This window comes from Paenibacillus sp. J22R98 (genome assembly GCF_059383835.1).
In genome coordinates this window covers 273,140-299,295 of sequence record NZ_JBXENW010000009.1, presented here as the reverse complement: position 1 = coordinate 299,295, position 26,156 = coordinate 273,140, and the positions used below count along the sequence as shown (strand labels likewise).

26 protein-coding genes and 1 tRNA gene are annotated in these 26,156 nt (G+C 51.4%); 15 read left to right on the top strand and 12 right to left on the bottom strand.

Going from position 1 to position 26,156, the window contains the following annotated elements; all coding sequences use genetic code 11:
• Positions 1-53: 53 nt before the first annotated feature.
• On the bottom strand, positions 54-935 hold the full coding sequence (locus tag AC50Y3_RS23785; protein WP_494821202.1) for a helix-turn-helix domain-containing protein: 882 nt from the start codon (positions 933-935) through the stop codon (positions 54-56).
• A 671-nt stretch (positions 936-1,606) separates the two neighbouring features.
• Here AC50Y3_RS23785 and AC50Y3_RS23780 point away from each other — a divergent pair.
• The 3 genes from AC50Y3_RS23780 to AC50Y3_RS23770 all read left to right on the top strand — a co-directional run bounded on the left by AC50Y3_RS23780 (position 1,607) and on the right by AC50Y3_RS23770 (position 7,975).
• On the top strand, positions 1,607-5,482 hold the full coding sequence (locus AC50Y3_RS23780; protein WP_494821201.1) for a response regulator: 3,876 nt from the start codon (positions 1,607-1,609) through the stop codon (positions 5,480-5,482).
• Positions 5,483-5,579: 97 nt separating this feature from the next.
• Positions 5,580-6,305: a response regulator transcription factor gene (locus tag AC50Y3_RS23775; protein ID WP_494821200.1), complete on the top strand. Its 726-nt coding sequence runs from the start codon at positions 5,580-5,582 to the stop codon at positions 6,303-6,305.
• Between the two features lie 311 nt (positions 6,306-6,616).
• Positions 6,617-7,975: a putative bifunctional diguanylate cyclase/phosphodiesterase gene (locus AC50Y3_RS23770; RefSeq protein WP_494821199.1), complete on the top strand. Its 1,359-nt coding sequence runs from the start codon at positions 6,617-6,619 to the stop codon at positions 7,973-7,975.
• A gap of 125 nt (positions 7,976-8,100) precedes the next feature.
• Here the strand turns inward: AC50Y3_RS23770 and AC50Y3_RS23765 are convergent, their stop codons facing one another.
• The gene (locus AC50Y3_RS23765) at positions 8,101-8,319 is read right to left on the bottom strand and encodes a hypothetical protein (RefSeq protein WP_091224188.1); all 219 of its coding nucleotides are present in this window, start codon (positions 8,317-8,319) and stop codon (positions 8,101-8,103) included.
• Positions 8,320-8,564: 245 nt separating this feature from the next.
• Between AC50Y3_RS23765 and AC50Y3_RS23760 the strand changes: the two genes are divergently transcribed.
• The 3 genes from AC50Y3_RS23760 to AC50Y3_RS23750 all read left to right on the top strand — a co-directional run bounded on the left by AC50Y3_RS23760 (position 8,565) and on the right by AC50Y3_RS23750 (position 11,093).
• Positions 8,565-10,079 (top strand): sensor histidine kinase, encoded by a 1,515-nt coding sequence (locus AC50Y3_RS23760; RefSeq protein ID WP_494821198.1) that lies wholly within the window; start codon positions 8,565-8,567, stop codon positions 10,077-10,079.
• A gap of 185 nt (positions 10,080-10,264) precedes the next feature.
• Positions 10,265-10,339 (top strand) — tRNA-Thr (locus AC50Y3_RS23755).
• A 337-nt stretch (positions 10,340-10,676) separates the two neighbouring features.
• Entirely contained in the window at positions 10,677-11,093 is a 417-nt protein-coding gene (locus AC50Y3_RS23750) for a hypothetical protein (protein WP_494821197.1), read from the top strand.
• Between the two features lie 744 nt (positions 11,094-11,837).
• On the opposite strand, the gene AC50Y3_RS23745 is transcribed toward AC50Y3_RS23750, so the two are convergent.
• Together AC50Y3_RS23745 and mscL are read right to left on the bottom strand one after the other, a co-directional pair.
• On the bottom strand, positions 11,838-12,503 hold the full coding sequence (locus AC50Y3_RS23745) for an NUDIX hydrolase (protein ID WP_494821196.1): 666 nt from the start codon (positions 12,501-12,503) through the stop codon (positions 11,838-11,840).
• Between the two features lie 4 nt (positions 12,504-12,507).
• On the bottom strand, positions 12,508-12,966 hold the full coding sequence (gene mscL, locus AC50Y3_RS23740) for a large-conductance mechanosensitive channel protein MscL (RefSeq protein WP_494821195.1): 459 nt from the start codon (positions 12,964-12,966) through the stop codon (positions 12,508-12,510).
• Positions 12,967-13,143: 177 nt separating this feature from the next.
• Here mscL and AC50Y3_RS23735 point away from each other — a divergent pair, with 177 nt between their 5' ends.
• Positions 13,144-14,952, top strand: a complete 1,809-nt coding sequence (locus AC50Y3_RS23735; protein WP_494821194.1) for an ATP-binding protein — start codon at positions 13,144-13,146, stop codon at positions 14,950-14,952.
• Positions 14,953-14,992: 40 nt separating this feature from the next.
• On the opposite strand, the gene AC50Y3_RS23730 is transcribed toward AC50Y3_RS23735, so the two are convergent.
• Positions 14,993-15,949, bottom strand: coding sequence for a diacylglycerol/lipid kinase family protein (locus tag AC50Y3_RS23730; RefSeq protein ID WP_494821193.1), 957 nt, complete (start codon positions 15,947-15,949; stop codon positions 14,993-14,995).
• A 110-nt stretch (positions 15,950-16,059) separates the two neighbouring features.
• Between AC50Y3_RS23730 and AC50Y3_RS23725 the strand changes: the two genes are divergently transcribed.
• Together AC50Y3_RS23725 and AC50Y3_RS23720 are read left to right on the top strand one after the other, a co-directional pair.
• Positions 16,060-17,199 (top strand): DNA alkylation repair protein, encoded by a 1,140-nt coding sequence (locus tag AC50Y3_RS23725; protein ID WP_494821192.1) that lies wholly within the window; start codon positions 16,060-16,062, stop codon positions 17,197-17,199.
• A complete protein-coding gene (locus AC50Y3_RS23720) occupies positions 17,196-18,236 on the top strand; it encodes an FUSC family protein (RefSeq protein WP_494821191.1) in 1,041 nt (346 codons plus the stop codon). The genes AC50Y3_RS23725 and AC50Y3_RS23720 overlap by 4 nt, the downstream gene beginning before the upstream one ends.
• Before the next feature lie 93 nt (positions 18,237-18,329).
• On the opposite strand, the gene AC50Y3_RS23715 is transcribed toward AC50Y3_RS23720, so the two are convergent.
• The 7 genes from AC50Y3_RS23715 to AC50Y3_RS23685 all read right to left on the bottom strand — a co-directional run bounded on the left by AC50Y3_RS23715 (position 18,330) and on the right by AC50Y3_RS23685 (position 22,885).
• Positions 18,330-18,620, bottom strand: coding sequence for a transposase (locus AC50Y3_RS23715; RefSeq protein WP_494821190.1), 291 nt, complete (start codon positions 18,618-18,620; stop codon positions 18,330-18,332).
• Positions 18,621-18,644: 24 nt separating this feature from the next.
• Positions 18,645-18,788 carry a hypothetical protein gene (locus AC50Y3_RS23710; RefSeq protein WP_494821189.1) on the bottom strand — a complete coding sequence of 48 codons (144 nt, stop codon included), beginning with the start codon at positions 18,786-18,788 and terminating at the stop codon, positions 18,645-18,647.
• A gap of 111 nt (positions 18,789-18,899) precedes the next feature.
• Positions 18,900-19,208 (bottom strand): hypothetical protein, encoded by a 309-nt coding sequence (locus AC50Y3_RS23705; protein ID WP_494821188.1) that lies wholly within the window; start codon positions 19,206-19,208, stop codon positions 18,900-18,902.
• A gap of 29 nt (positions 19,209-19,237) precedes the next feature.
• The gene (locus tag AC50Y3_RS23700; protein ID WP_494821187.1) at positions 19,238-19,843 is read right to left on the bottom strand and encodes a TVP38/TMEM64 family protein; all 606 of its coding nucleotides are present in this window, start codon (positions 19,841-19,843) and stop codon (positions 19,238-19,240) included.
• Between the two features lie 24 nt (positions 19,844-19,867).
• Positions 19,868-21,022 (bottom strand): MFS transporter, encoded by a 1,155-nt coding sequence (locus tag AC50Y3_RS23695; RefSeq protein WP_494821186.1) that lies wholly within the window; start codon positions 21,020-21,022, stop codon positions 19,868-19,870.
• Between the two features lie 251 nt (positions 21,023-21,273).
• The gene (gene ilvA, locus AC50Y3_RS23690; protein ID WP_494821185.1) at positions 21,274-22,548 is read right to left on the bottom strand and encodes a threonine ammonia-lyase IlvA; all 1,275 of its coding nucleotides are present in this window, start codon (positions 22,546-22,548) and stop codon (positions 21,274-21,276) included.
• 136 nt (positions 22,549-22,684) lie between these two features.
• Complete coding sequence (locus AC50Y3_RS23685; protein WP_494821184.1) at positions 22,685-22,885, bottom strand: hypothetical protein; 201 nt, start codon at positions 22,883-22,885, stop codon at positions 22,685-22,687.
• A gap of 115 nt (positions 22,886-23,000) precedes the next feature.
• On the opposite strand from AC50Y3_RS23685, the gene AC50Y3_RS23680 reads away from it, so the two are divergent.
• From AC50Y3_RS23680 to AC50Y3_RS23655, 6 genes are all read left to right on the top strand, one after another.
• Complete coding sequence (locus AC50Y3_RS23680) at positions 23,001-23,600, top strand: DUF2238 domain-containing protein (RefSeq protein ID WP_494821183.1); 600 nt, start codon at positions 23,001-23,003, stop codon at positions 23,598-23,600.
• Between the two features lie 138 nt (positions 23,601-23,738).
• Entirely contained in the window at positions 23,739-24,308 is a 570-nt protein-coding gene (locus AC50Y3_RS23675) for a histidine phosphatase family protein (protein WP_494821182.1), read from the top strand.
• Positions 24,299-24,721 carry a GNAT family N-acetyltransferase gene (locus tag AC50Y3_RS23670; protein ID WP_494821181.1) on the top strand — a complete coding sequence of 141 codons (423 nt, stop codon included), beginning with the start codon at positions 24,299-24,301 and terminating at the stop codon, positions 24,719-24,721. Before AC50Y3_RS23675 ends, AC50Y3_RS23670 begins: the two co-directional genes overlap by 10 nt.
• Positions 24,722-24,815: 94 nt before the next feature.
• Positions 24,816-25,133: a Dabb family protein gene (locus AC50Y3_RS23665; RefSeq protein WP_494821180.1), complete on the top strand. Its 318-nt coding sequence runs from the start codon at positions 24,816-24,818 to the stop codon at positions 25,131-25,133.
• An 84-nt stretch (positions 25,134-25,217) separates the two neighbouring features.
• Complete coding sequence (locus AC50Y3_RS23660) at positions 25,218-25,469, top strand: hypothetical protein (RefSeq protein ID WP_494821179.1); 252 nt, start codon at positions 25,218-25,220, stop codon at positions 25,467-25,469.
• Between the two features lie 82 nt (positions 25,470-25,551).
• Complete coding sequence (locus AC50Y3_RS23655; RefSeq protein WP_494821178.1) at positions 25,552-26,022, top strand: GNAT family N-acetyltransferase; 471 nt, start codon at positions 25,552-25,554, stop codon at positions 26,020-26,022.
• Positions 26,023-26,156 lie beyond the last annotated feature (134 nt).

Genomic DNA, 26,156 nt, shown 5'->3' with positions numbered 1-26,156 from the left:
GTTCATACGTTGCGACTGCCACCAAGAGGACGGGGGCAGCCGGTTCACCTTGTTTAAGGCCAAATATCTTGAGGCGTCACATTCAGTTTGGATGCAATGAGCATCGCAGTCTGCCGCTGCGGCTTCCCGATCTTACCGTTGCGAAGCTTCGAAATCGTCTGAAGCGATATGCCGGTTTCAATAGACAGCTGCTGAGCCGACATATAACTGCGCGCCATCAACACTTTTAACGTCACCGAAGGGTCCACGGCCTCCGAAATCGTCTGGACATCTGTCACGATAAAACCAAAATGCTTCAGGACACCATCGCCGCTATAGAACGGACGGAAGGTGATATGCAGCTCCAGCTGGGCGGTGTTGGCTGCCAGCTTAGTTTGAACGACGATACGGTCCATCCGATTGTGAAGCGCTGCTTGCTCAAGTGCATAGACCAGACGTTCGCGGTCAGTGTTATTGAAGAACATATGGAGAGACTCTCGCTCGATTCGAAAGAGTCGGTCGAACAACGGTGCGGAATCATGCTGATAGTATCGCTCAATGACATAGGAATCGCTCAAAATGCCGGAGAACAGCACCTTCTTCGAGCTGCTTATCGTGTCGATCCAGGTCTTGGCTGTAATATCTTCGGCTGTAATCAGGTAAGCCGGTTCTTCCGTATCCCTGACAGCTTCCCAGGTGAGGAGCAGCCGCTGCGGCTCTTCGGGTTTCGGCCGATCTAATAGGACCGTCTCGGAGCTAATAGAGTTGAGCAGATTGTTATTGTTCCAGGCTGAGAATAACCTGCTTGGCGGCAAGCCCGCCAGTTCTGCTTCAGAGCAGCCTACAAGATTGGAGAAGGCCTTGTTTGCTCTGTTAAACCGTATGTCGTCACCCCGTCCTACAACAACAGCTAATGGCGTTCGTATGGTATGAAATATAGCGGTCAATAGTGTCACTTTGGCTATCCCTCGCAATCGGCTTTGGCTGTTGAGTGCGTATACAATCTGATGGCTGTAAGCGCAATCCAGTTGTCGTTTATAGAACAGTATAAGAGTGGAAAACTGAATTATCAACTGATTATTTATAAGTAATTATGATTATTTATGAATATTTTTATTATTCGGTCTTTCTAATATAATCCATGTGGTTCGTACAATGCTACATTTACCAGCAAATTTGCTATTTTTGCGAACTTTCCAAATGAAGCATTTTCACTCATAATAATACATAGAGTTGCATCTTTGTATTTACATCGAGAGGGCGAATTTGTATGCAGAATTGTACCATTAATGAATGTGACAAACCGGTGAAGGCGAAGAACATGTGCTCCATGCACCATCAGCGCTGGCGCAGACACGGTGATCCGGTCGTCACCAAGGTCCGTCAATCCGCAGAGCCAACCCTGTGCAAGTGGGTGAAGTGCCAGAAATCGTCGATTAGTAAGGGGTATTGCTCCAAACATTACTACATTCATCGTATGCAGCTTTTGCAAATGCAAACAAATTCCTAGTACATAGCGAACATGAAACTCCTTCAATAGATCTATGAAGCTATTTCCACTCAAGGTATAATAGGGGAATTACTACCATTGTTCCTTACTGGAGGGCTTAGATTGGGAAGTTTCTCATTGCGAACCAAAGTTCTTGTCCTTATCCTCGTTGTGACCTCTGGCGCTCTGACAATTGTCGGTTATGGCAATTACTCAGCAGCCCAGCACACCATTATGGAAGCGCTTATCGAGAAGGCGAATACGAAGGTTCAAAATACAGCAAACAATTTGTCTTCTTGGATTGATACCCGCCGGGCAGAGGTAGAAGTGATGAGCCGGACGGATCAGGTTCGCTTCGGTGCTAATTTTGAGCGAGAAGCTTACTTCTGGAATGAAACGCGCAGAACAGGTTCACCGTTTGAGACGATCGGGTTCGCCGATCCAAGCGGTAAAGCGCTGCTAAGCGACGGTAGAATAATCGAATTAGCTAATGACGCCTCCTTCCCTATTGCCATGAGCGGTCGTGTCGTCGTGACAGATCCAATGACAAACGGCAGCACGAAAGCCAAAATCATAGTCATTCAAGTTCCGGTATACGGCACGACCAACGAGGTTATTGGCATTATCTATGCCTCCTTGCTCGCAGAGCGTATGTACAGCGAACATTTAAATATTCGGGTTGGGACTACGGATCGGTTATTCATGTATAACGATAAGGCAGAAATCATTGAAGCACCGACGGAGAGCGGGTTGCCGGACTTGTCTTCGAAATCGATTCTGTCCGAAGAGCTGCCCTTCCAGCCGGCTGCGCTGGATATGCTCGTGAATGATAAGGGTTATTTTGAGCTGGATGGGCAATCCGGCTCCTCGATTCTTTTCTTCTCCGCTGTGAAGGGGACGTCTTGGCATATTGGATTGAACGTATCCCTGTCTGAGATTCAACAGCCGCTGGAAGCGATTAAGTGGCGTTCTGTCTTATCGATCGCCATTGCAGAGGCTATGCTGACGATTCTCTTCTTCTTATTCTCGGATCATATTATCAGGCGTATCAAACGCATTATCAATGTAACGGAAGCGGCTGCTGCCGGCAGGTTTGACGTGAACAACGTGCTTGATGACAGCGGCGATGAGATCTCGCAGCTGTCGCATTCGGTCAATGAAATGAAAGTGCAGCTGAGCGGCATGTTCGGACGCATGGATGCCATGATTAACCAGAATCAATTTGCCTTTATCGTGCTGGATGATCAATACCGGGTTACCTATTTCAGCAAGGCGGCAGAGTTAATGTTGGGTTATAAGGCAGAAGAGGTCATCAATAAAGCGACGGGTCTATTGTTTATTGATCCGGCGGATATCGAGCGGGAGGCTGAGCGGCTTTCCATACGGCATGGCTATCCGGTCCCTGCTGATATAACGGTTTTCGAAATGCTTCGATCGGAGCGGTTCTCCTATGAACGGGAATGGAACTATCTTCGTAAAGACGGTACCAGCTTCCCGGTTGCCCACAGCTCTAATGGGATGAGGGACAGAGAAGGGCGATTTATCGGCGTGGCCGCGATTGCCCGCGATATTACGATGCAGAAGCAGGCAGAGAAGGCTCGGAATCGGCAGTTCAAGGTCATGGGGGCCGCGAAGGACCTGATCGCGATGTTCGATGATCAAGGCCGTTTGCTCTATATTAATGCAGCGGGGCGCACGCTCCTTGGCATACATAAATTTTATAATGACAATGATGAAATGCCGATGCGGACCATAGGCGAGCTGCTGCAAGGAATTGAGGACGCGCAAGCTTATGGCTACCAAGAGGATGAGGTGCTGCTGCGGACGGTTCAAGGCGAATTCATTCCGGTTTCCAAGATCCTTGTCGTTCATCGTGACGATGAGACCGGCGAAACTTTCTATTCTTGTATCGCACGCGACATCTCGGAGCATAAACGGGTGCAATTCGAGCTGGAGCACGCAAGACGCGAGGCGGAGAGCGCCAATCTGGCGAAGAGCCACTTCTTAGCGCAAATCAGCCATGAGATCAGAACGCCGCTGGCTGGTATTATTGGGCTAACCGGACTGCTGCAGAAGACGGAGTTAACTTCCCTGCAGCTGGATTACCTTCATAAAACAAGAGATTCCTCCGAAGCGCTGCTTTCGATTATTAATGATATTTTGGACTTCGCTAAAGTCGAGGCCGGCAAAATAGAGCTAAATGAGATGCCGTTTGACCCGTACAGTATGATTCATAAGCTGACGGAGCTGCTGAGCATGTTTGTAGGCGGCAAGGAACGGTTCCAATTTATTATTGATACACCTAATGACTTACCGGAGCAGTTGATCGGGGATTGGCTGCGAATTGAGCAGGTACTGCTCAATTTATGTGTGAATGCGATCAAGTTTACGGAGCACGGACATGTCAAGCTGCAGGTCCAATTGCTTCCGCGCGGACGCTTTGAGAAGAATGTAAAACTTGCCTTCCTCGTGGAGGATACCGGGATCGGCATGACGGAAGAGCAGCTCTCCAAGCTGTTTAAGCCGTTTGTCCAAGCGGACGCTGCCACGAATCGCAAATATGGCGGTACGGGCCTTGGCCTTGTCATAGTGAAGCGCTTGGTTGAACTGATGGGCGGCACGATTCAGGTAAAGAGCGAGATCGGCAAAGGCAGTCAGTTTACCTTTATGATTGAGCTTCCTATAGCGGAGGAGCGGCAGCAGGGCCGATTCGTGCTCGGGCAAGGCGAGGAATATTCCGTCTGGGTCGTCGAGGACTACGAGCTGCTGAGCCAGCGGCTTTGCGTGGGTCTCGAAGATTGCGGCTTGACGCCAATTGCGCTGACTTCATGGAAAACAGCCCAGGAGAGGCTGCTTCGTTCAGGTATAGGCGTGCGGCCGTTTGCGCTGCTGCTCGATTTTGAAATGCCAGACATGTATGGCGAAGAGACATGGCATAACATGCACGAAACGGCGAGGGATGCCGGAGTGAAGACGATTGCGCTGACGACGGCATACGGACGTGAGGAGCTTCTCAAGCTGCCGGAGGAGAAACGTCCGGATACGATTCTTGTGAAGCCGGCTACGCGAGTGAGTCTCTATCAATCGCTATTGACGTTGTTTGAGCATACAGAGCGGGCTGTAATGGCGGCCAATGCCGAGGTGGCAGTTGCCGCCGTAGAGAAGCCGAAACGGCCGAGCGGAGCGATTCTGCTCGCTGAGGATAACGATATCAATCAGCTGGTTGCGGTGGAACAACTGAAGGAATGGGGCTTTACGGTTGATGTGGCGGAGACCGGAACCGAAGTGCTTCGGAAGCTGACCACAAGACGCTATGACCTCATTCTGATGGACATCCATATGCCGGAAATGGACGGCGATGAGGCGGCGCGTATTATTCGCCTTGACTCGAAGTATGATCGGCTGCCGATCGTCGCGCTTACTGCGAATATTATGCAGGAGGATCATGACCGGTATATGCAGCAGGGCATGAACGATGTACTGACGAAACCGATTCCTCCGGATGCGCTGCTGCAGATCATATCGAAATGGATTCGATATGGTGGGGAGTTTCGCATCGAGCCGGCCAAGACGAAGTCCAGAGATCGTGATGCCGTAGGTGCTGTTTATGTACCGGTGCAATCGCTTGATGACGAATTGCTTCATAAGGGGATACCCGGCCTGCAGCTGGAAGAAGCGCTGCAGCGGGTAAACGGGAAGCGGGATATTTTGAATCATATGTTAAAGCTGTTTGTGAAGGATTACGTAAGTTTTGATGAACGGCTGCACGAAGCATTGACGAATGGAGATTTCACGCTTGCCCGCAGGATGGCGCATACGCTCAAAGGAGTAGCCGGCAATTTGTCGGCAGTCAAGCTGGCTAAAGCCGCGCAGGAGCTGGAGCAGCTGCTCAAAGTATCGGAAGAATTACTGGAAATTGATACCGTGTACAAGACCGCATCAGAAGTGAATGAGATTCTAAAAGAGCTAGTAGCTCACTTGTCAGAATTGACAGAATTCGACAATATATCCTAACAATTTTCTAACAATCTATTGTTGGGTTGATCTTCCTATTGTATATTAGTAGTAAGAAGATTAGTCGATTCATGAATCCCTTCATGAGGTGAGAAGCATGTACAAAATACTGGTTATCGAAGATGATGTGATGATGAGCGATATGCTGTCCATGTACATGTCTGAAGAGGGCTATGAAATTAAACAGGCCGCTACCGGCGGGCAAGGATTGATGCTGCTGGAACAGTTCGCGCCGGATGTCGTTTTATTGGATCTCATGCTTCCCGACTGGGATGGTACAGAGCTGTGCCTCCAAATACGCCAGCATTCCTCGGTTCCCATCATGATTGTTTCTATGAAATCAGAAGTGTCGGAGCGCGTCCAAGCACTGCGTGCAGGAGCAGACGATTACTTATGCAAACCTTTCTCCATGCACGAGCTGAGTGCCCGCGTAGAAGCGCTTATTCGCAGGGCGAAGCTGATGCAAACGGCGGTCGCTGAAGGTGCCATTCAAGCGGGAGAGGACAATGAGAAATCGGAGACGACGATCAGGCTGGATTCGGAGCGGCGGCTGCTGCTTGTGCGCGGTACGCTTGTCGAAACGACCTTCTCGGAGTTTGAACTGATGAAGCTCTTTCTTACACATCCGGGTAAAGTATTCAGCCGAGAAGACTTAATTAATGCGATTCGAGGGTTTGACTCCTTTGTTACGGATCGAGCAATCGATGTACATATCGTGAATCTACGACGCAAAGTAGAGAAGAATCCGAAGGAACCGCACTATATCCGCACCGTATGGGGAGTCGGGTATAAGTATGTGACCGAGGTGGAATCGGTTCATTAACAACTCATGTTGAGTTGCGTGTATATGCCAATCAATTTGTGTTAACCAAGCCACAATCGCAATATTTACTATTAAAAGCAGCGCATCAACAACGCGCTGCTTTTTCTATGAATCCAACCAATTTATGACATAAATAACAGAAGCTCTGTGCCGGGGCACGAAACTCGTGCGGCAGAGCGCTTTTTTACGCTTATTTTTAGGTAAAATTAATGCAGCAACCTTACATACCTACTTTATTCCTACTGAATTTATGTGATAATTTACCTAGTATAGTAATGTTGGAGATAGGTCGGAAGGGTGGGTGATTTGCGATGGAAGTCAGGGATCCATTCTCTCAGCGGGCTGGTCAGCAGCGCCGTGGGAATGTGCCAGCTGATCAAGTATATGATTCACTAACAGGCTTACCGGGGCGTAAGGCCGCATTTGCGATGCTCGCAAGAGCGGTTTCCTTGGCAAGAAGCTGCAATAGAGGCGTGCTTACGGCGCTTGTAGATATGGATCGCTTTTATCTCATCAATGAAACCAGAGGGACTGCATTCGGCGACGAGGCGCTTCGTCAGATGGCCAATCGCTTGTGCGAGCTTACCCATTGGTCGGGCTCGGTGTTCCGGTTCAGCGGCAATACATTTCTCTTATTCCGGATCGTCAAGATCGACGATGCGCCTGTAGAATCGGACAAGCTCATCGAAGAGCTGAAGAAGACGACAGAGGAGTGGCTGCAGGTCCGGGGTCAGAATCTGCAGCCTTTCTGCAGCATCGGCGTAAGCAGCTACCCTGCAGACGGTGAGACGGCAGAGCGGCTTGTGCGCCATGCTGAAACTGCGCTTCAGCAAGCGAAGGCAGCAGGCGGCAACCAGGTTGTCATCTATGCCGAGGACGATGCCGCGCAGATGCTTCGCGTGGAAGCGATCAGAATCGCGCTGCGCAGCGTTCTGCAGAACAATGAGCTGTCGCTCTATTATCAACCGCTATACGAAGCGCAAGGGCGTTTGAGAGGCTTTGAAGCGCTGCTGCGCTGGCAGCATCCACAGCTCGGCCTTCTATTGCCTAATGAGTTTGTTCCGCTTGCTGAGCAGAGCGGCCAGATTGTGGAGATCGGCGAGTGGGTCATCCGCGAAGCTTGCGGGATGCTGAACAGGACTAAAGCCAGAGGGTTAACGAACCTAATTGTCTCGGTTAATCTATCCCCTAATCAGCTTGTTTTGCCAGATTTCGTTCAGTCGTTGCAGCGTATTCTGGAGGAAACAGCAACGTCGACGGAAGGCTTGGAAATTGAAATTACCGAGAGAAGCATGATCGACAGCGGCGAACGGGCCTGCGGGGTTCTGAAGCAGCTGCGAGATTTGGGCATCCGCATTGCGCTGGATGATTTCGGGATCGGTTATGCTTCTTTGACTTATTTACGGACACTGCCACTGCATACGTTGAAGCTGGAAACCTCTTATATCAGGCATATATGCGAAGAACATGCCGATGCTGCAATCGTAAAGGCGTTGATAGCACTTATGCATGAGCTGGGCCTTGAAGTTGTAGCGGAAGGCGTGGAGTACGAGGGACAGTTGAATCTGTTGAAGCAGTGGGGCTGCGACTTCTATCAAGGATATCTGCTCGGCGTGCCGATGCAGGAAGAAGCTATCGGCGCACATCTGCTGCAGCTGCAGCCGGTGTAAGGCGATCACTATAGATGAAAATAAAAGGGCAGTCTGCGCGAGCGCACATTCGAATGCATGATCGAATGTACGCAAACATGCGGACTGCCCTTCTTGTTACGGTGTATGCTGCGGAGGGGGAGTCGTTAGCACACTTCCAGATATAGCTTTGTACCGTCGCTGTATTGTAAAATAGCCACGTCACGAATCATTTCGACCGACTTAATTCGTTTCCACTTCTTACGGAAATCAAAGTTATATTCCATTTCCAACAATTTATTATGCAGGAGTTCCATATAGGACAGTTGCTCGGATGGGTAGTGGACTGGAACGGAACGATTTTTGAAGGTAATGACCTTTGTCATTGGGAATGCGCCTCCGTTTACTTTAATAACCTCATTGTAAACAAAATCTTTTAGTCGCTTATAAAATCGAAATGAGACTTTTGTTTGATTTACTTAACCTTTTCTAACAAATTCAAACAAATTTCGGCAATTCGTGCAGGGGGTAATGGTATTATTTGCGAAGAGGCACAATATTAATCCACCTGTGTGTCATTCCACCAAATATAGGGTAATAACCAACAATCGGAAGGCAGGGGGATCACGTTTTGACTAATGCAAAAGCATTGTTCGCCAATATCAGTTTGCTTATCGCCCTCGCGTATTTGTTTGATTTGGGCTACAGATACCTGTTTCAATATGCATCGAATCGTGTCAAATATGGTCTGACTATAGCGATGTTCATTATCGGCGGTTGGTTCGCGATGGCATTTGGCCCCCAAATGGGTGATTTGCACTTGCTCGATCTGCGCATTGCGCCGCTTATCATTGCGGTGCTCGTCTTTCCATCCCCATTCGTTATCGCGCTGATCGGCGTTGGAATCGGCTTCGGACGGCTGTTCCTCGACTTCGATGATGCGGCAATTGCAGGGTTCCTCAACATGGTCATCGTCGGTCTCGTAAGCGCTTGGCTGAGCAATTGGTTAAAATGGAAACCATGGCGTTTCGTCTGGAAAAGTACAGCCACCTTACTTGTAGTAAATGTAGTGTATGCCTTAATTGTGACCCTGACACTGCTTCATCTGGATCTCATGAATGTTCGTTCGTATTGGCTGGAGTTTGGCATTTACGCGCTGCCGCTGCGGCTTTTGTTATGTGCGCTGCTGATCTTCATCATTCGCGATTTCCAGAAGGAGCAGCAGCGGGTTGACGAGCTTCGAACCATGAATATGCTTCTTCGCAGACAGACGCGTGAGCTTCGAGAGGCTAAGCGAGAGGTCGAAGAAAAGGCTCGCGAACTGATGTTGGCGAGTAAATACAAATCCGAGTTTCTGGCGAACATGTCGCATGAGCTGAAGACACCGCTAAACAGCATTATTTTGCTGTCTCAGCTCATGCAGGAAGAGGATACGGATCGGTATAGCGCCGAGGATGTCCGTTATGCGGAGCTGATAAATGGGGCAGGGAACGATCTGCTGCAGCTGATCAATGACATTCTCGATCTCTCCAAGGTGGAAGCCGGGAAGATGGACATCAACTTCGAGCCGCTGTCGATCGAAGAGCTTGTCCAAACGCTGCATCAGCAGTTTCTGCCCGTCGCAGGACAGAAGAAGCTGCTCTTCGAAACGGAAATTTCTCCGGCTGTGCCGGAAGCTATGCAATCCGATGCGCTGCGGGTCAATCAGATATTGCGAAATCTGCTGGTGAACGCGTTCAAATTTACGGAAACAGGCTCGGTTAAGCTCGTTGTCAAAGTTGAGGGAGGCGTGCCGATCGAGCCGTCTGCGCTGAAGAAGCGGACGCTGCGGAATTGGAATCCGGTGTCGTGGGGCCGCCCGGCCGTGCGAGTGGTGCCGCCTCAGCGAATTTTGTTCTCCATCATCGATTCAGGCATCGGTATTGAGGCAGAGAAGCAGCAGCTGATCTTCGAGGCGTTCCAGCAGGAGGATGGCTCCATTAATCGCAACTATGGCGGGACCGGGCTTGGCCTGTCGATCAGTTTGCAGCTTGCCAGGCTGCTGGGCGGAACGTTGTCGCTCGAGAGCCGCAAGGGCGAGGGGAGCAAGTTTACGCTGCGGCTTCCGGTTGCGCCGTATGGCGTACCGACGGTAGCGTCGGAGTAGACGTTCTATGGTTCATTACAGTAAAGAAGATCTAGGCGAATCCCCCGTGATGAATCACGGGGGATTCTTGCTCAATAGGGGGCTCGCAGCGGTGCAGGATGAATGCCAGAAAGAGGATTGACGATGAGAAATGGTTGCAGTATATTAAAAAAAGTTACAGTGCTATGCAGCAATAGCAGACTCATGCTGGTGTAGCTCAGGGGCAGAGCAACGCACTCGTAATGCGTAGGCCGGGGGTTCAATTCCCTTCACCAGCACCATCATATTTCAACTAGAGGCGCCGTTTCCGAGAGTTCGGGAGCGGCGTTTTTTTGCTGTTCACGCTGTCTTAGCTGAAGGGGGTGAAGTTCAAGAATAACCCTATTGGCAACTATGAGGTGTTGGACAGATTGAATCTCGATCAGATTGCAAAATAGCGGCTGTTGTACCGTCATGACACTAAATCGGCTATTAGAAGCAGGCTGATAGAGGGGAAGGCGATCGACTACGCAGAAACAGCGGCTTACAGGATATGCGGTTGCCGCGGGAATCTTGTCTTATACTAGAACACCTCTCCTTTCATAGTGTATTGTAGTTCGCTCGAAAGGAGGAAATAAGGTGTCAATTAAATTGAAAGTGAAGAGTGTTCAAAAGGTGGCAACCAGATCCCGGAAATCCCGCAGCGCAAAAGTTTCCAATGACCAGATGATGGGAAACATGGGACACAGAAGCAGCAGCCATTGTTGTAAACAACGCGATGGCGCTGTAGAAGGTATCCAAGAGGCAGGAAATGATCTATCCGAATTGTTCTGTCAGCTTCGTTCGCCGGAGGTAGCAGCTAAGCTCGTTCGTGCCATTCGCTGCAGAAACCGTAAAGTCATTGAAGACTTGATCGGACCTAACTGTAATGTTGTCTGTTTCTTCCACCAAGGCCGTATGGCTTGTGTACGGATTGCCTGTGTATTCGGTAACTGCTGCGACGTGCGCATTACATTCGACATTTGCGTATCGATGGGAAATTGTAACAACTTCTGAATTTGATTGGCGAACCGTCTTCCTCTGTAAGGGCTGTCTTCACTTCGGTGAGGCAGCCCTTATTTGTTATGAACCCCTCCCATGACACTGGCATAGACTAACTGGAAAATGGACGTTTGGCATAGGAGGGGACAGGTATGCCGTTTATTCCGAATTTTCCGCAAGCGTTTCTGCAGGAGCATATGCAATGGCACCATGCCAATCATCACGATGATCCGTCGCAGCTGCCGGCAGGTTATGGCGCGAAGTTTATGCAATTCCATCGCTATTTTATCAATAAAGCGCTGCAGTGGTACCATCAGCAAGGATATGACCCGCAGCTCGTTGCACCGTGGCCAAGTGTGCCTGAGGCGATCCGCAACACACGCTGCTATAACAAATCCGCCGAATCGCGCATTATCAATAACCCGCAATCTTTCAGTACGCTGGATCAGCTCGGGCTGTTTATCGAGGGCTCGAATTTACATGGATGTATTCATCAAGAAGCGTCCAGAATTTTCGGGGAAGACTTTCTGAACGATTTCGATCTTGCTCCGCAGAGTACGTATTTCTACCAAATACATGGCATGATTGATCAGTGGTATAAGCAGTGGGAGCAGGCGGTAGGGCAGAACGGCTTCGTAGGAGGCGGCAGAGGGGCGACCCGGAAGTCAGCATCTACGGGGAATCGGGGGCAGGTCAACTCAAGCTCAGTGGCGAGTCAGCCCGGGAGAGGCAAAAAAAGGCGCAATTCCGCCCTGCTGCTCACAAATGGAGCAGCAAAGCGCGGAATACGCCTGAATAATAGCTTGAAGGCCGTGTTACAAAGTCGGAAGCCTTCACTTGCACCGTCGAAGGGATATGCTGGCGATCGTGGCCAAGCCGGAAACCGGCCGCCGCTGCAAGATCCTGCTTTCCTTCAAACAGGGCAATCATCTCCTCGAGGTCGGCTTCGTACACCCCGGCCACTTCTTCGACTTGCAGGGTCAGCGACCCGAGCGGCGCGTCATAAACGAAACCGTACACCCCGCTGACCTCGCGGTCCACAAACGCTGCACCCTTGGCGAAGCCCGAAGCTTCTTTACGCGCTTCGCCGAGCGGTATAAGCGCTTCGAACGGGATGGATGCGCCGAGCTCCTCTTCGATTTCGCGTGCAGCATCGCGCATCGATTCACCGGCCGCCAGATGTCCGGCCGCCGTTATATCGTAGAAGCCTGGAAACGTATCCTTGTCCGAGCTCCGCTGCTGAAACAGCACCAGCTTGCGATTGCCTTCGCGCCGTACCAGCCAGCAGTGAATGGAACGATGCCATAGGCCTTGTGCATGCACCTCACTGCGAGGTGCCGTTCCGAGCCATACACCGGCTTCGTCGTAAATGTCGAAGTGCTCTTCGTCAGAAGCGTGCCCTGGGGTTGGAGTTGGGGTAGTCATCGCCTTAGGACAAGCCTTCTTGAAGCTCAGCGGGCTCATCGGTCAGATGAGATGTACAGTGACCGCAGCGAGTAGCTTTGACCGGGATTTTGGACAAGCAGTAAGGGCATGTCTTATCCGTTGGCTCAGCCGGCTTCGATTCGGTCTCTTTGACATTGAGGCGACGAAGGGTATTGGCCCCTTTAACGATCATAAATATACAGAAGGCGACAATTGTAAAATCGAGAATGACGTTAAGAAAATTACCGTAAGCGATTTTCACAGAATCATCAGCCGACAGGCTGATATATTTATCGGCCAAGTTGACGTTGCCAAGCAGCTTGCTAATGGGCGGCATAATAATGTCGTTTACCATGGAGGTAACAATTTTGCCGAAGGCTCCGCCGATGATAACACCGACTGCCAAATCAAGCACGTTGCCGCGGACGGCAAATTCTCTAAACTCTTTTAAAATTTTAACCATAAGTCCACTCCTTTACTTGCAATATTATAGCGCACCTCCCGGTTCAGGAACAGTCCAGATGTCATAGGAAGGGTATTCCTACAGTTTCCTGGCGAAGAAAAAAGGATAATTTGGAAATATGTCGAATTCCACAACGAAAAGACTTCCAAAAAAATCTATCGTTATCGGAGAATCGTAATGAGTGAACTTATGATTGGCGATAAGTGGATGCTGTTGATGCTGGCTCTTACGATCAATTTATTTGCCTCCATCACGATGTACAGCATGATCGGCCATCTCCAAATGCTCCGTGTCATGCGGCAATATTGGCTGCTTAGCGGTGCGCTTGTGTATAGCCTCGGTTTGTGGGTCAGCCATTTCATCATACTACTGACATCGGACACCATGGTTCTCATCGATTGGACCATCATCGTCAAACTGTTCAGCATCATGGCAAGCGCTTACGGCTCCTTCCGGCTGCTCGGTTCAAGGGTACCGCGTACGATCCGCTTGTTAGGCTGCAGCCTGCTGATGGCGCTCGGAACGAGCTCTTTAATATACTCCACGCTGATGAGTGCACAGGTGAAAGAATACAGCATTCATTTCAGCTTGGCATGCCTCTCGTTTCTGTTTAGCTTCTTTGGGACGGCATGCTCTTTCTATATCTTCGAGCGGAAGAACGGCTCTATGCTGCTTTCGGGCTTGCTGCTCGGCTTCACCGGCATTATCATGCAGCTGTTAGGACTGGAAACGGTCACCGTGATCTATTCGGTTGTGCTTACCGCCGATCGATTGAATGATTACATGCAGCTGCTCTCCATTGTGCTTGGCCTGGCTACGCTGGTCATCTTTGTGTTCAGCCTCGTAGCCCGTTATGTAGACCGCCGTTATACCTCCATGAATGAGCGCTATAAGCTGCTTGTTGAAACGTCCATCGATATGATTGCCATCATTCATGATGAGAAATGGGAATATATTAATCGTTCCGGCCTTCAGATGTTTGCGGCGGACAGCGAGGCCGATATGCTCGGCAAGCCGGTATACCAGTTCCTGCAGCCCAAATTTCATACCGTATTGAAAAGAATGCTCCAAGTGACGAAGCAGCGGGTTCGGCAGAGTCCGATCGAGCTGGATTGGTATACGGTGCAAGGCAAACCGCTGCATACGGAAGTCATTGAGACAAGCACGAAGCTGTCGGGCAAGCCGGTTTTTCAAATCATTATCCGCGATATCTCGGAGCGTAAGAAGAACGAAGAGCTGCTCATTAACTCCGAGAAGCTATATGTGGCAGGCCAACTGGCGGCCGGAATCGCGCATGAAATCCGCAATCCGCTGACCTCCTTGAAAGGCTTCCTGCAGCTTATTGCATCAGGACGCAATAATAGCAAGAACTATTACGACATCATGAAGTCGGAATTAAATCGAATCGAATCCATCGTAAGCGAGCTGCTGATGCTGTCCAAACCGCAAATCTATGAGCTGGCTTACAAGGATATCCGATCCGTTATGGCGGATACGATTACCTTGTTGGAAGCACAGGCGATTTTGCATAATATTGAAATTGAATCGGATTTAGGCGAGGAAGCGCTGTGGGTCCGAGGCGTCGAGAATCAGCTCAAGCAAGTGTTTATCAATGTGCTCAAGAACGCGATTGAGGTCATGATGGACGGCGGTAGAATTACGGTGACTTGCTTGCGCGAAGGCTCGCGTATTATCGCGCGCATCGCGGATCGAGGGCCGGGTATACCGCAGGATCAGCTTGCGAAGATCGGTCAACCTTTCTATACGACGAAGGAGAAGGGCACAGGTCTGGGGCTGATGGTGACTTACAAAATCGTAGACAATCACCAGGGCAGCATCGAAGTGAAAAGCTGTGTTGGGGATGGAACGACGTTTGACATTATATTGCCCTATCAGATTCCGGCAGAGGTTACGGATGTTGAGATGTGGAACAAGGTCACGCCGATTCATCGGCTGCGCCAAGAAGAAGACGAAAGCGCATCATGACTGGGTCATGATGCGCCATAAGCTGCAAACAAGCAGTCGGTTACCGCAGCAAGCGAATGCGGTTGCCGGCTGCTTCTGCGTATAAGGGAGTGGAACCGGCAGGTTCGCCGTCACCGAATATGGCAATCGGCTCTGTATGCGACTGCTGCTGGTCCGCGACGGTTACGACTTTGCCGCGCAGCATCTTTACGTAGGGCAGATGAACATGTTTGCCGCTTAACAGCGTTGGGAATACGCGCAGCATTTGCAGTGGCGTGCAGGTGTGGATGACACACACATCAAGCAAGCCGTCGGTTGGCGAAGCATCCGGACAGATGCGCAAGCCGCCGCCATAGGCAGGAACATTGCAAACGGCTGCCATCCAGCCGCGCGCGAATTCATGTGCTGTACCGTCTACCGTCACCGTTATCGGACGGGGGCGATAGGACATCAGCATCTGGAAGAGGCCGATGACGTAAGCGAAGGAGCCGGCTCCGAGCAGATTGCATATTTTCTTGTAGGCAGAACGGTTAACGGCTGCGGCGATGGCCGCGTCGAAGCCGACGGCAAGCGCGGTGAGCACGGGCCGCGTCGTTGCCTGTCCGTCTGCAGAGCTGCTGCGCAGCTGGATAAGGTCAACAGGTAAAGCGCTTTCGGAAGTGAGGATGAGATTGAGCGCTTCGATCGGCTCCGCGGGGATATCGAAGGCGCGCGCAGTGTCATTGCCCGATCCGGAAGGGATGATGCCAAGCGGCACGCCGCTTTCATGCAAAGCCGGGAGTATGCTGTGGATCGTGCCATCTCCGCCAATGACAATGACGCCTTTAACTGACGAACCCGTACCGCTGCTTGAGTGTAAGGCGAGTTGCTTGCGGATTTCCGCGCATGCTTCTTCCGGCGTTTGTGCCATGATCGTTTGGTATGGGAGCTTGCGGCGGAGCAGCTCAGCCTCCACGAGCTTCCAAACTTTCTTGCCCCGGCCGCCGCCGGACTTGTCATTTACGGCAAAAATCCACATGTGCTTGACGCCTCCTCTGATGTGCTCATTATAAAGGGGGATAAGCAGGTTGAAAACTTCTTTTTGCTGAAGAATCGGCTATAATAGCGAAAGGAGGCGAGAACAGAGATATGGCAGAACCGTTGAAGTTGATGTATGACATGCCGTTCCTGCGGCAATTTGCGGAGCTAACCGCATCGGAGTGGCCGGCCTTCGAGCGTGAACGTTTCATCGCCCTGGTCACAGGAGAAGGCTGGGAGGCGCTTGAGCTTAAAGGCCGGATCCGCCGAATTACGGAATCATTAGGGGCGGTACTGCCCGCATCTTACCCGGAGGCACTGGATGTACTGCTTGCGATTCATGGGCGGTGCGCCGGATTTCCTTATTTATTCTTCCCCGATTTTGTAGAGCGGTATGGACTTTCCGATTGGGAGCGTTCCATGCATGCGCTGGAAAAGTTCACGATTCAATCGTCGGCGGAGTTTGCGATCCGGCCGTTTCTATTGCAAGAGACGGAGCGGACAATGGCCCGAATGATGGAATGGGCACGCAGCGATAATGAGCATTTGCGCCGTCTTGCGAGTGAAGGCTGCAGACCGCGACTGCCTTGGGCACAGGCACTCACGATGTTCAAGCGTGACCCATCCCCGATCGTTCCGCTTCTTGAACTGCTCAAATGTGATCCGTCACTCTATGTGCGCAAGAGCGTCGCGAACAATCTGAACGATATCGCCAAAGATCATCCTGACGTCGTAAAAGCAATCGCTGCGCGCTGGAAGGGACAACATACGCTCACAGACTGGATCGTTCGTCACGGCTGTCGGACGCTGATCAAAGCTGCCGATCCTGAAATTATGGCGCTGTTCGGCTATGAGGAAGGAGCAGCGCAAGGCTGCGTAGATGCCGCAGAGATTGAGGTGTTGCAAGATAAAGTTGAGCTTGGCGGAATCGTCGAGGTCAAGTACGCTCTGCGGTTGCAAGACACTACAAGCGGTCCGGTCAAGCTTCGTATCGAGCTAGGCGTCTTCTATGTAAAGGCGGGAGGCAAAGTGTCGCAGAAGCGTTTCCTGCTAAGCGACAAGAGTGCAGCGCCGGGATCGAGATTGGCCGGCGGGAAGAAGCTGGACTTTACGGACTTAACGACGCGCAAGCACTATGCGGGGCTGCATCGCCTTGAGCTGGTCGTGAACGGTGCACGTGTTGCCGAAACTGCAGTCATGGTCTATGCTTCTGCCGCTGAACCTAACGGGAAGGGGAGCGAAGCGGAATGACCATTGGCGCACGCGTGTTGAAAACGGGCCTCGCGGTAGCGCTGGCTGTTTATCTAAGCAATTTGCTGGAATTCCCTTCCCCGATTATCGCGGCCGTAGCTTCGATATTTACGATTCAACCCTCCATCTCACGCTCTTGGCAGCAGATCGTGGATCAGCTGCAAACGAATGTGCTCGGGGCAATGGTGGCCCTTGCGGCCGTTCGGTTATTCGGGCATACCCCGATTGCGGTTGGCTTGGTCTGTATCATCGTCATTCTGATCAGTATTCGGCTGCGCATGGAGAATACGATTGGACTGACGCTAGTAACTGTAGTAGCGGTGATGGAAGCGAATCAGGGAGGCTGGTACTTTGCGGTTGAGCGTTTCCTCATGGTACTGACAGGAATGGCTGCTGCCTTCGCGGTTAACATTCTCGTCATTCCGCCGCGTCCGCGCAAGCTGTTCACCGTCCAGGTGCAGGAAGCATATACGCAATTGTCATTGCTGCTGCGTATGGCGATTTCGAATGAAATGCGTGAGGACGTGCATCGCAAGGAGAAAGAGAAGCTGCAAGGAACCCTTCGCAAGCTGGACGAGGCGTATCTGCTGTTTGAAGAAGAGCGCTCGCTTATGCCGCAGCGCAGGCAGGTACGTGCAAGGCAGCTTATCCTGTCCAAGCATCTTATCAAGGCGCTGCATCAAGGCGTCGATTTGCTTGAGGTTGTGGAAGAGCATTATTTTGCAGCGGCCGGGGCAGAAGCATGGGCGAAGCAATTCGATCGACAAATCGAAGAGCTGACCAAGTATCATGAGCAGATTCTGCTGAAGATCGAGGGGAAAATGAAGCCCAGCGCTTCGATTGAACCGGAGGAAGAACGCGAAGCGAGGCTGATCAAGCAGCTGAACGATTACATGCGCGAGGATCCGGATGAGCATAAGCGGCTTGTCTTCGTCGCATCCGCAATGCTGGAGTACGCGTACCACCTGCGCCGTCTGGAACGCGTGTCGGACCAAGTGCAGCAGCGAGGATTGGATAACGAGCCAAGCCGTACATAAAAGAAACGCCCTTGTTCGCACGACACTGACGAAAGTTCGTCAAATCGTGGTACAGGGGCGTTTCTGGTTGTATTGCAATCAGCGCTTATAACGCTAATCGTCGCCTTGGTTGCTCTTATGCCGCTTAGGATGCTGAAGATGCGCCTCATGGGCGGTGGCATCTTTCTTCGGATAAAGACGCGGATCGGTTTCTCCGGTCTCATGCGTATTGATCTCGAGCTGGGTGAGCTCCCATTCCGTGGTCCCAAGCGTAGGATCAGCCGGGAACACGTCGCCCCGCTTCAGCTTCTCCTCACGGCCCCACTCATTCGTATATACACCGTCTACTTCAACCGGTTCACCGGACATGGGATCCATCTCAAAATGGCCCTTTTCTTCGCTCATAACGTTCTCCTCCTGATGAAAAGACTACAGCCCATGCTTCGTAACAGCGGCACTGTCGGCCTCGGATTGCGCCGCGCTTGCCTGCGCTTTGCCTGCTCCTGTTCGATCTGCCTTGGACTGGGCCTTACTCGCTTTATTCTGCAAGTGGGACGGTTGTTCACCTGACATAGGGGTGGCCTCCTGATTTGCGGTTTGTCATGAAAATCCTTTAACAGTTTGCCACAGGGAGAGGGAAACTATGTGCGAATCTAACCAGTGGAGAACGTTTGCGGAGATCAACTACAACAGTCGCAGCCCGCAAGAGGGACACTCTTGATGCTGGTGAGTGACGGGATCGCCGCAAGCGGGGCAAGGCTCGTTGAAGGGCTCGTCCGATTCGGGAGCGCGAGCTGCAGCGCTTTCATGTTGACCGGCGGCAGTGGTGTCAGTTCGGGTAGAGGAGCTCCCTCCAAACAAGGCTTCCACGAATTGTTTGATCTCCGGATGTTTGCCGGAATCATCGGTCGACAGACGGATCATATAAATCATAGCTGCGACAAGTCCGCCAGCGAAAAGCAAGACGATGCTGGTTGCAAATACATTCATCATAGACGCGGACCCTCCACAGGATAACAGGATTATTTCAGATGATAGCGGGACTCCAGCTTCTTGCCGCCAAACCACATGACGACGAGCAGCACGAGGGTGATGATAATGCGCCACGGTTCTTCGAGCAAATCGCCAATGTTAAAGCTAAGCAGCGACACGCTGAGTATCATGACCGCTTTACCCAAAAGAATGGCAAGCGCAAAGGAACCGAAGGAAATACCGCTAAGGCCGGATACGACGTTAATGATGGCAGAAGGCGAGAAAGGAAAGCAGGCGAATAGAAAAATCGGCGAGAAGCCGCGGCGTTCAATAAATGTAAGCAGCTTCGAGGCCTTCGGGAAACGACGGCGAAGCCATTCGCTGAAATGACCGCCAAGCCTGCGCGAGATCCAGAATAACAAGAGCGATCCGCTGCAGACGCCAATCCACGAATACAATGAGCCCAGCCAGAGTCCGTAAATATTAGCGTTTGCTGCGACAAATACAAGCAAGGGCAGAATCGGCAGAAACGATTCCGCCAGCGGCAGCAGGATGCCCGGCAGCGGGCCGTAGGCTTTGTAGCTTTCCAGCGTCCGCTGCAGGTGCTCGAGATCCATTTTCTTCAGGGAAGTAATCCAATCTTGTAAAACATTCATTCCGTTGTTCTCTCCTTGCTATCATCACGTTTTGCCGTGGCTGCTGTCTTTAAACGCACGGAATGGGAACCAAATGTAGAAAAAGCCGATCAATGCATACATGATTCCGCTGTACCAAAGTACGGCAGACTGTCCCTGCCAGGTAGCCAGCGTACCGCCGACAACAGGACCGATCATCCCGCCAATGCCCTCTACGGTAGAGAAAATCCCCCATCCCAGCCCCTGCTGCTTAGGCGGCACATAATTGGCCAGAAGCGCATTCCACGCAGGCAGCAGCGTAGCGTAGGACAAGCCGAGAATGGCGGTAAGCACGATGCATTCCCACATCGGCGGAGCAAGCGATAAGAAGTATAGGGCTGCGCCGATCATAACGAAGCCGAGGACGAGAAACCATTTCTTCCCGCCAAGGATGTCCGATAAACGTCCGAGGGGGATAAGACCGGCAACGGTGCAAGCGCCGCCTGCCAGCAAGAGCAGCGAATATTGCGCGCCGTTCATGCCAAGCTTATTCTCGGCGAAGCTCGGCAGAATAGGCACAAGCATGCCCGCGCCCATCGTTTGCAGCACCATTCCGGGCAGCAGCAGACGCATATGCCGAAGACGTTCCTTTAGTATTACGAGCTGTTCGCGTAATGGTAGCGAAGAAGTTGCGCCGCTTGACTTCTGGTTGGTGATGAATAGGGAAAGCAGCCAGCAGAGCAGTGCCAATCCAAGCAATAAATAATAGGTCCAAGCCGTGCTGTGATCGAGCAAAATATTCGTAACTATCGGTCCGGAGCCGATACCGATGAACCAAATCGTGTAGAAGAAGCCCATTTGCATGGCCCGGCGATCCTCGGAAACCTTAGTCAGACATACGATCCAAATCGGCGAAATACCAACGCCGTATAGGGCGGCAGCGGTAATAAACAGCCAGGGCTGCTGCGCAAATTGAAGGAGGAAGATGCCGACGAGCGAAGCTAACAGGCCGGTATGTACAACGAACCGAATAGAGAAGCGGTCGAGTAAATAGCCGATGGCCATTTTGAGCGCTGTATCGGTTAAGTAGTGGGCGGTAATGGCTATGCCAATGATGTCGAGGGACAATCCGAGCGTCTTCTCCCCGAAGATCGGAAGGAAGCTGATTAATGCAGCGCCGCGGACAAATTCAACCAGAAATAAAATGACCGAGAACAGCACAATCTCACGGCCGAACAGACGAGTAGTAATGATGTCACATCCCCTTTGCGCAGGTTAATCGAAATGCAATCACCAGTGGGCAGACGTCCTCTTCATTATATGCAAGCTGGAACAAAAATCCAAGTTACGCCCCCATAGCAGGTAAGCTATAGGATTCCCCAAAAAGTAACGGATCATTGCTTGTTTGACCGGCAGACAGCAAAAAAAGCCTGACCGCTCCAAGGTGGAGCAGCCAGGCTTTACAAAAAACATTAAATGAGCAGATTGAACAAAACCGGATCCTTATTCAGTTCAAGGAAGTTGAGTCCCTTCTTGTGCATGCGCGCAACGAGCGGTTCATAATCGTTACGGTTCTTAAGCTCAATGCCGACGAGCGCAGGACCATTGTCTTTGTTATGCTTCTTCGTATACTCGAAGCGGGTGATATCATCATCGGGTCCGAGCACCTCGTCGAGGAATTCGCGCAAAGCGCCTGCACGCTGCGGGAAGTTGACCATGAAGTAATGCTTCAGCCCTTCGAATACGAGCGAGCGCTCCTTGATTTCCTGCATCCGATCGACATCGTTATTGCCGCCGCTGACGACGCAAACGACTGTTTTGCCGGCGATTTGATCCCGGTACAGATCAAGCGCCGCAATCGGCAGGGAGCCTGCCGGCTCGACGACGATCGCATTCTCGTTATACAGATCCAGCATCGCTGTGCAGGCTTTGCCTTCCGGTACGAGAATAATGTCGTCAATCATATCGCGGCACATGCGGAAGGTGAGCTCGCCGACACGTTTAACGGCAGCGCCGTCCACGAACTTATCAATCGTATCCATCGTCTGCACTTCGCCCGCATCAAGCGAGGCGCGCATGGACGCGGCGCCTTCCGGCTCAATGCCGATCAGCTTCGTGCTTGGCGAGACGGCTTTGACATAAGCGCCAACGCCTGCAGCAAGGCCGCCGCCGCCGATCGTGACGAATACGAAGTCCGGCGCCGATTCGATCGCTTCCATGATCTCTTTGCCGATGGTTCCGTTGCCGGCAATGATCTTCGGATCGTCGAAGGGATGAATGAAGGCCAGGTCGTCCTTGCGGCTCGCCGCAATGGCTTCATTGAAAGCATCGTCGAAGGTATCGCCGGTTAGAATAATTTCAACATCAGCGCCGCCGAAGAAAGCGACCTGATTGACCTTCTGCCGAGGCGTAGTGCTTGGCATATAGATTTTGCCGGGGATACCGAGCGTATGGCAGGAATAAGCGACGCCTTGGGCGTGATTGCCGGCACTGGCGCATACGACGCCGCGCATCACACGCTCTTCGGGAAGCGATTTGATCAAGTGATACGCGCCCCGCAGCTTGAACGAACGGACAACCTGCAGATCCTCCCGTTTCAAATAAACGTTGCAGCCGTAGCGTTCGGACAGCACTCGGTTATGCTGCAGAGGTGTACGTGCCGCCACTTCCTTTACGTGCATTTGCGCTTGTGCAATTTCGGTCAAACCAACAGAGATCGTCGAACTCACATTCCATTCATTTCCCATGACAGCCCATTCCTCCCCGGATACTTATAAACAACAAAAAAATCCCGCCCCTCAAGGGACGAGATTGATCTCGCGTTACCACCCTACTTCCGTTAAACCCTTCATCATCGAAGGCTGAACGGCTCTTTGTCACGTACTAACATACGCGCTCCGTATAACGGCGGATACCGTCCATGCTTACTAACCAAACTTCAAGCAAACTTGAAGCGGGCGGGTTCTGCAAGGCTTCTTCGGGAGGATGCGGCATAGCTCGGCAAACGTCGGCTTTCAGCGGTGCGCCGACTCTCTGGGGATTGTCCATAGCGATGTGCGTGTTCCCATCAACGAATTTCAACATTTCAATTAACCTTGTTATACTCCCAAGCCGTGCAATTGTCAACGGGCAGTTGCCTAGGATATTTAGCCAGCAGTTGGTAAAGATGAGGGAACACGCTAGTGAGGAGTGAAAAAACATGCCTTTCCGAAGCAATCGATGGCTTCAAGCGGATATCATTGCGTTTGTCATTTTGTGGGGATTGCTCGCGCTTTATCCGGTCAACCCATTTGATTGGTGGATGGAAAATATATTGAACTTCCTGGCGGTAATCGGACTCGTGATCGGTTATCGTTATTACAAATTCAGCAACATCGCCTATACGCTAATCACTGTCTTTATCTTGCTGCATACAGTTGGTGCGCACTATGCATACGGGATAACGCCGCTGGATCGATTCATGCACCATGTCTTTGATTTTAAGCGGAACCAGTATGATCGCGTGGTTCATTTTGCTTTTGGCCTACTGCTTGCTTATCCGGCAGTCGAAGTGTTAACAGACGTCACCGGTTTACGCAGAGGCTGGTCCTACCTTCTTGTTCCGTGGCTGCTTCTGGGCTTTGCAGCGATCTATGAAATTGGAGAGATGTATGTGGTATTTGCTGCCCCTCCGGAGAAGGGGAGCATGTTTCTAGGTGCGCAAGGAGACAAGTGGGATGCCCAGCACGATATGGAGGTCACGCTCTACGGTGCGATTATTACGGTGTATGTGTACAGAAAAAAAGGTAAGACCGCTTAAACAAGCAGAGAAAGGTTGTCCGATTAGATGGAAGCGGGCGCCTTTTTTTATTGCATTCAAAAGAGGGTGTTGCTGCAAGACGGCTTGGATTATAATGGATGGCATGGGAATGAGGAGCACGACGAGAAGAGGTGCGGTATGAATACGCGGCTTTATATGGTCAGGCATGCCGAGTCCTCTTACTCGGCTGGAGAGGACCGTACGCGCGGCTTGTCGGAACGAGGACAAGAGGACGTTCAACGAGTAACAAAGCTGCTACGAGATACACCTATCGATGCTGTCGTTTCCAGTCCGTATGCCAGAGCACTGCTGACCGTACAGGGAATCGCCAAGCAGCGCGAATTGCCGATTGTTCCGTATGAGGAGCTGCGAGAGCGAGAGCTTCACGGTGTCGACTATCGGCTTCCTGAAGGTGAGTTTAAGGCGGCCATTAAGCGATCCTTCGCGGATCATGATGCGGTGCTTCCAGGCGGAGAATCTTTCAGGCAGGCGCAGCAGCGGGCAGTGCCGGTTATTAAAGGGCTGCTTCATGATTATCGGGGAAAGTCAGTCGTCGTTGGCACGCATGGGAATGTGATGAGTATGATTTTGCATGCGTTTGATGCTCGTTACGGCTGGGAGTTCTGGAAGAGCACTTCGATGCCGGATGTATACCGATTGGAGTTTCAACTAGATGAGCTGGTAGGAGTGGAGCGTATATGGAGCTAACTTACAGAGAGATGCTGATAGCCGACTATGATGAATCCCACGCGTTGTGGCTGAGGACAGAAGGAATGGTACTGAGCGATGCCGATTCCCGGGAGGAAATTGAAGGCTACTTAGTGCGCAACCCCGGCTGCAGCTTCGTCTGTGAGGATAGCGGCGGGCAAATAGTTGGTACGATATTAGGCGGGCACGACGGCAGGCGCGGCTTCATCTATCATGTGGCCGTGTCGCCGGATCAACGCGGTCAAGGGATTGGCGGACAACTGGTGAAGCGGAGTCTGGACAAGCTGCGCGAAGCGGGCATTCAGAAATGCCACCTGTTCGTGCTGGAGAACAACGAGATTGGCAATCGCTTCTGGGCGCGGTCGGGCTGGACGAAACGGTCGGGCATTGCGATTTTTTCGACGGATACTTGAGGATGGCTGAGTTTGCCTGTATCGTTCGTTAGATTTTCAAAGCGAGGTATTTGGGTGAAATAAGTTGAAAACAAACACTAGGAGGCATAACCAAATGAACCAGACAAGCATTCAGCACATGGTTATTTTCAATTTGAAGCATGAGCAAGGATCGGCTGCGGCGGAGCAGTTCTTGAAGGACGGGGAGCGTCTGTTGACCTCGATTCCGGTTGTGCGGGAGTTCAGCGTGTTCAAGCAAGTTAGCGTGAAGAACGACTATAACTACGGTTTCTCCATGGTGTTCGGCAGCCAGGAAGATTACGAGACTTATAATGCGCATCCGGTGCATGTTGATTTTGTGGAGAACAGATGGATTCCAGAGGTTGACCGATTCTTGGAGATTGATTTTAAGAAATTATATAACGATAAATAGAGAAGCTATTACCGCATGCGCTAGCTAGCGGGATTGGCTGCGGCAAGAAGTAGCTTTCGTGCAGGCTGGGGAGGGATACAGGAAATGACAAGGAGGCAAGCTGCTGCAGGCGCTGTGCTTTCGCTCGCTTTTCCGGGAGTCGTGTATGCCATTCTTTACGCCATTGTAGAACTGAAGAATAGGCAACCGCAGGATTTCGCTTATCATGATAGTTACTTTCTGGTGATGCATGTCGGATGGATCGGCTACATGGCCTGTGCAGCGGTTGTGATGGTATTTTATACGATTGCGGTTGCCGGCTATCGGTTCGTGAAGCGGCTCGGAAGAAGCGACTAAGTACCTCGGGAGAAGAACAAACAACCTTGGGAAAAGGACAAACGGAAGTTGGCTGTAAAACCGAAGTGGGCGGTGGTCTGCGATGTCGCGTCTAATAAAACATGCTGAGCTTCATGAAGCGGGAATCGTGCTATCTGCGATTCGGGAAGCTTTTCAAGAGTTTGAGGGTAAGCTGGTTCCGCAATCGGGGGCGCTGAGGGAAACCGAGGCGAGCATTCGCAGCAAAATGACGGCAGGCGGCGGTGCTGTGATCGTCTGGGAAGGTGCCGAACCGATTGGGACGGCGGTTTACTCGTACAAGGGTACATGCCTGTACATCGGCAGAGTTTCGGTGAAGCCGGAATGGCGCGGAAAGGGCATTGGACGCGAGATCATGTCGTACTTGGAGGCGTTCGCAGGCGAACGCGGCTGCTCGGAAACCGAAGTGGGAGTGAGGCTGTCCATTCCGGGCAACGTAAACTTCTACGCGGGAATGCAGTATGAGGTAAGGGAGCATCTATTCTACCCCGAAGGCACGGACAGCTGGTATGTGATGAGGAAGAGGATCAGTTAGCAAAAATAAAAGGGGCTGCCCTATCATCCGGGTTGGATGGCAGAAGGCAGCTCCTTTTTTGTGTTTGTGGGAGTGGTGCAGGGTAGAGAGGTAACGGTTACCGCCCTTGTGTCGAAGATGCTGCATTTCGCTGT

Excerpts from the sequence above, each read along its gene's own strand:
- AC50Y3_RS23665 (WP_494821180.1), top strand. The coding sequence starts at position 24,816 with ATGAACCAGACAAGCATTCAGCACATGGTTATTTTCAATTTGAAGCAT.
- AC50Y3_RS23680 (WP_494821183.1), top strand. The coding sequence starts at position 23,001 with ATGCCTTTCCGAAGCAATCGATGGCTTCAAGCGGATATCATTGCGTTT.
- AC50Y3_RS23775 (WP_494821200.1), top strand. The coding sequence starts at position 5,580 with ATGTACAAAATACTGGTTATCGAAGATGATGTGATGATGAGCGATATG.
- AC50Y3_RS23705 (WP_494821188.1), bottom strand. The coding sequence starts at position 19,208 with ATGATGAATGTATTTGCAACCAGCATCGTCTTGCTTTTCGCTGGCGGA.
- AC50Y3_RS23745 (WP_494821196.1), bottom strand. The coding sequence starts at position 12,503 with ATGACTACCCCAACTCCAACCCCAGGGCACGCTTCTGACGAAGAGCAC.
- AC50Y3_RS23655 (WP_494821178.1), top strand. The coding sequence starts at position 25,552 with ATGTCGCGTCTAATAAAACATGCTGAGCTTCATGAAGCGGGAATCGTG.
- AC50Y3_RS23685 (WP_494821184.1), bottom strand. The coding sequence starts at position 22,885 with ATGTTGAAATTCGTTGATGGGAACACGCACATCGCTATGGACAATCCC.
- AC50Y3_RS23715 (WP_494821190.1), bottom strand. The coding sequence starts at position 18,620 with ATGAGCGAAGAAAAGGGCCATTTTGAGATGGATCCCATGTCCGGTGAA.
- AC50Y3_RS23675 (WP_494821182.1), top strand. The coding sequence starts at position 23,739 with ATGAATACGCGGCTTTATATGGTCAGGCATGCCGAGTCCTCTTACTCG.
- AC50Y3_RS23710 (WP_494821189.1), bottom strand. The coding sequence starts at position 18,788 with ATGTCAGGTGAACAACCGTCCCACTTGCAGAATAAAGCGAGTAAGGCC.
- AC50Y3_RS23660 (WP_494821179.1), top strand. The coding sequence starts at position 25,218 with ATGACAAGGAGGCAAGCTGCTGCAGGCGCTGTGCTTTCGCTCGCTTTT.
- mscL (WP_494821195.1), bottom strand. The coding sequence starts at position 12,966 with ATGGTTAAAATTTTAAAAGAGTTTAGAGAATTTGCCGTCCGCGGCAAC.
- AC50Y3_RS23725 (WP_494821192.1), top strand. The coding sequence starts at position 16,060 with ATGGCAGAACCGTTGAAGTTGATGTATGACATGCCGTTCCTGCGGCAA.
- AC50Y3_RS23770 (WP_494821199.1), top strand. The coding sequence starts at position 6,617 with ATGGAAGTCAGGGATCCATTCTCTCAGCGGGCTGGTCAGCAGCGCCGT.
- AC50Y3_RS23700 (WP_494821187.1), bottom strand. The coding sequence starts at position 19,843 with ATGAATGTTTTACAAGATTGGATTACTTCCCTGAAGAAAATGGATCTC.
- AC50Y3_RS23720 (WP_494821191.1), top strand. The coding sequence starts at position 17,196 with ATGACCATTGGCGCACGCGTGTTGAAAACGGGCCTCGCGGTAGCGCTG.
- AC50Y3_RS23735 (WP_494821194.1), top strand. The coding sequence starts at position 13,144 with ATGAGTGAACTTATGATTGGCGATAAGTGGATGCTGTTGATGCTGGCT.
- AC50Y3_RS23730 (WP_494821193.1), bottom strand. The coding sequence starts at position 15,949 with ATGTGGATTTTTGCCGTAAATGACAAGTCCGGCGGCGGCCGGGGCAAG.
- ilvA (WP_494821185.1), bottom strand. The coding sequence starts at position 22,548 with ATGGGAAATGAATGGAATGTGAGTTCGACGATCTCTGTTGGTTTGACC.
- AC50Y3_RS23670 (WP_494821181.1), top strand. The coding sequence starts at position 24,299 with ATGGAGCTAACTTACAGAGAGATGCTGATAGCCGACTATGATGAATCC.
- AC50Y3_RS23765 (WP_091224188.1), bottom strand. The coding sequence starts at position 8,319 with ATGACAAAGGTCATTACCTTCAAAAATCGTTCCGTTCCAGTCCACTAC.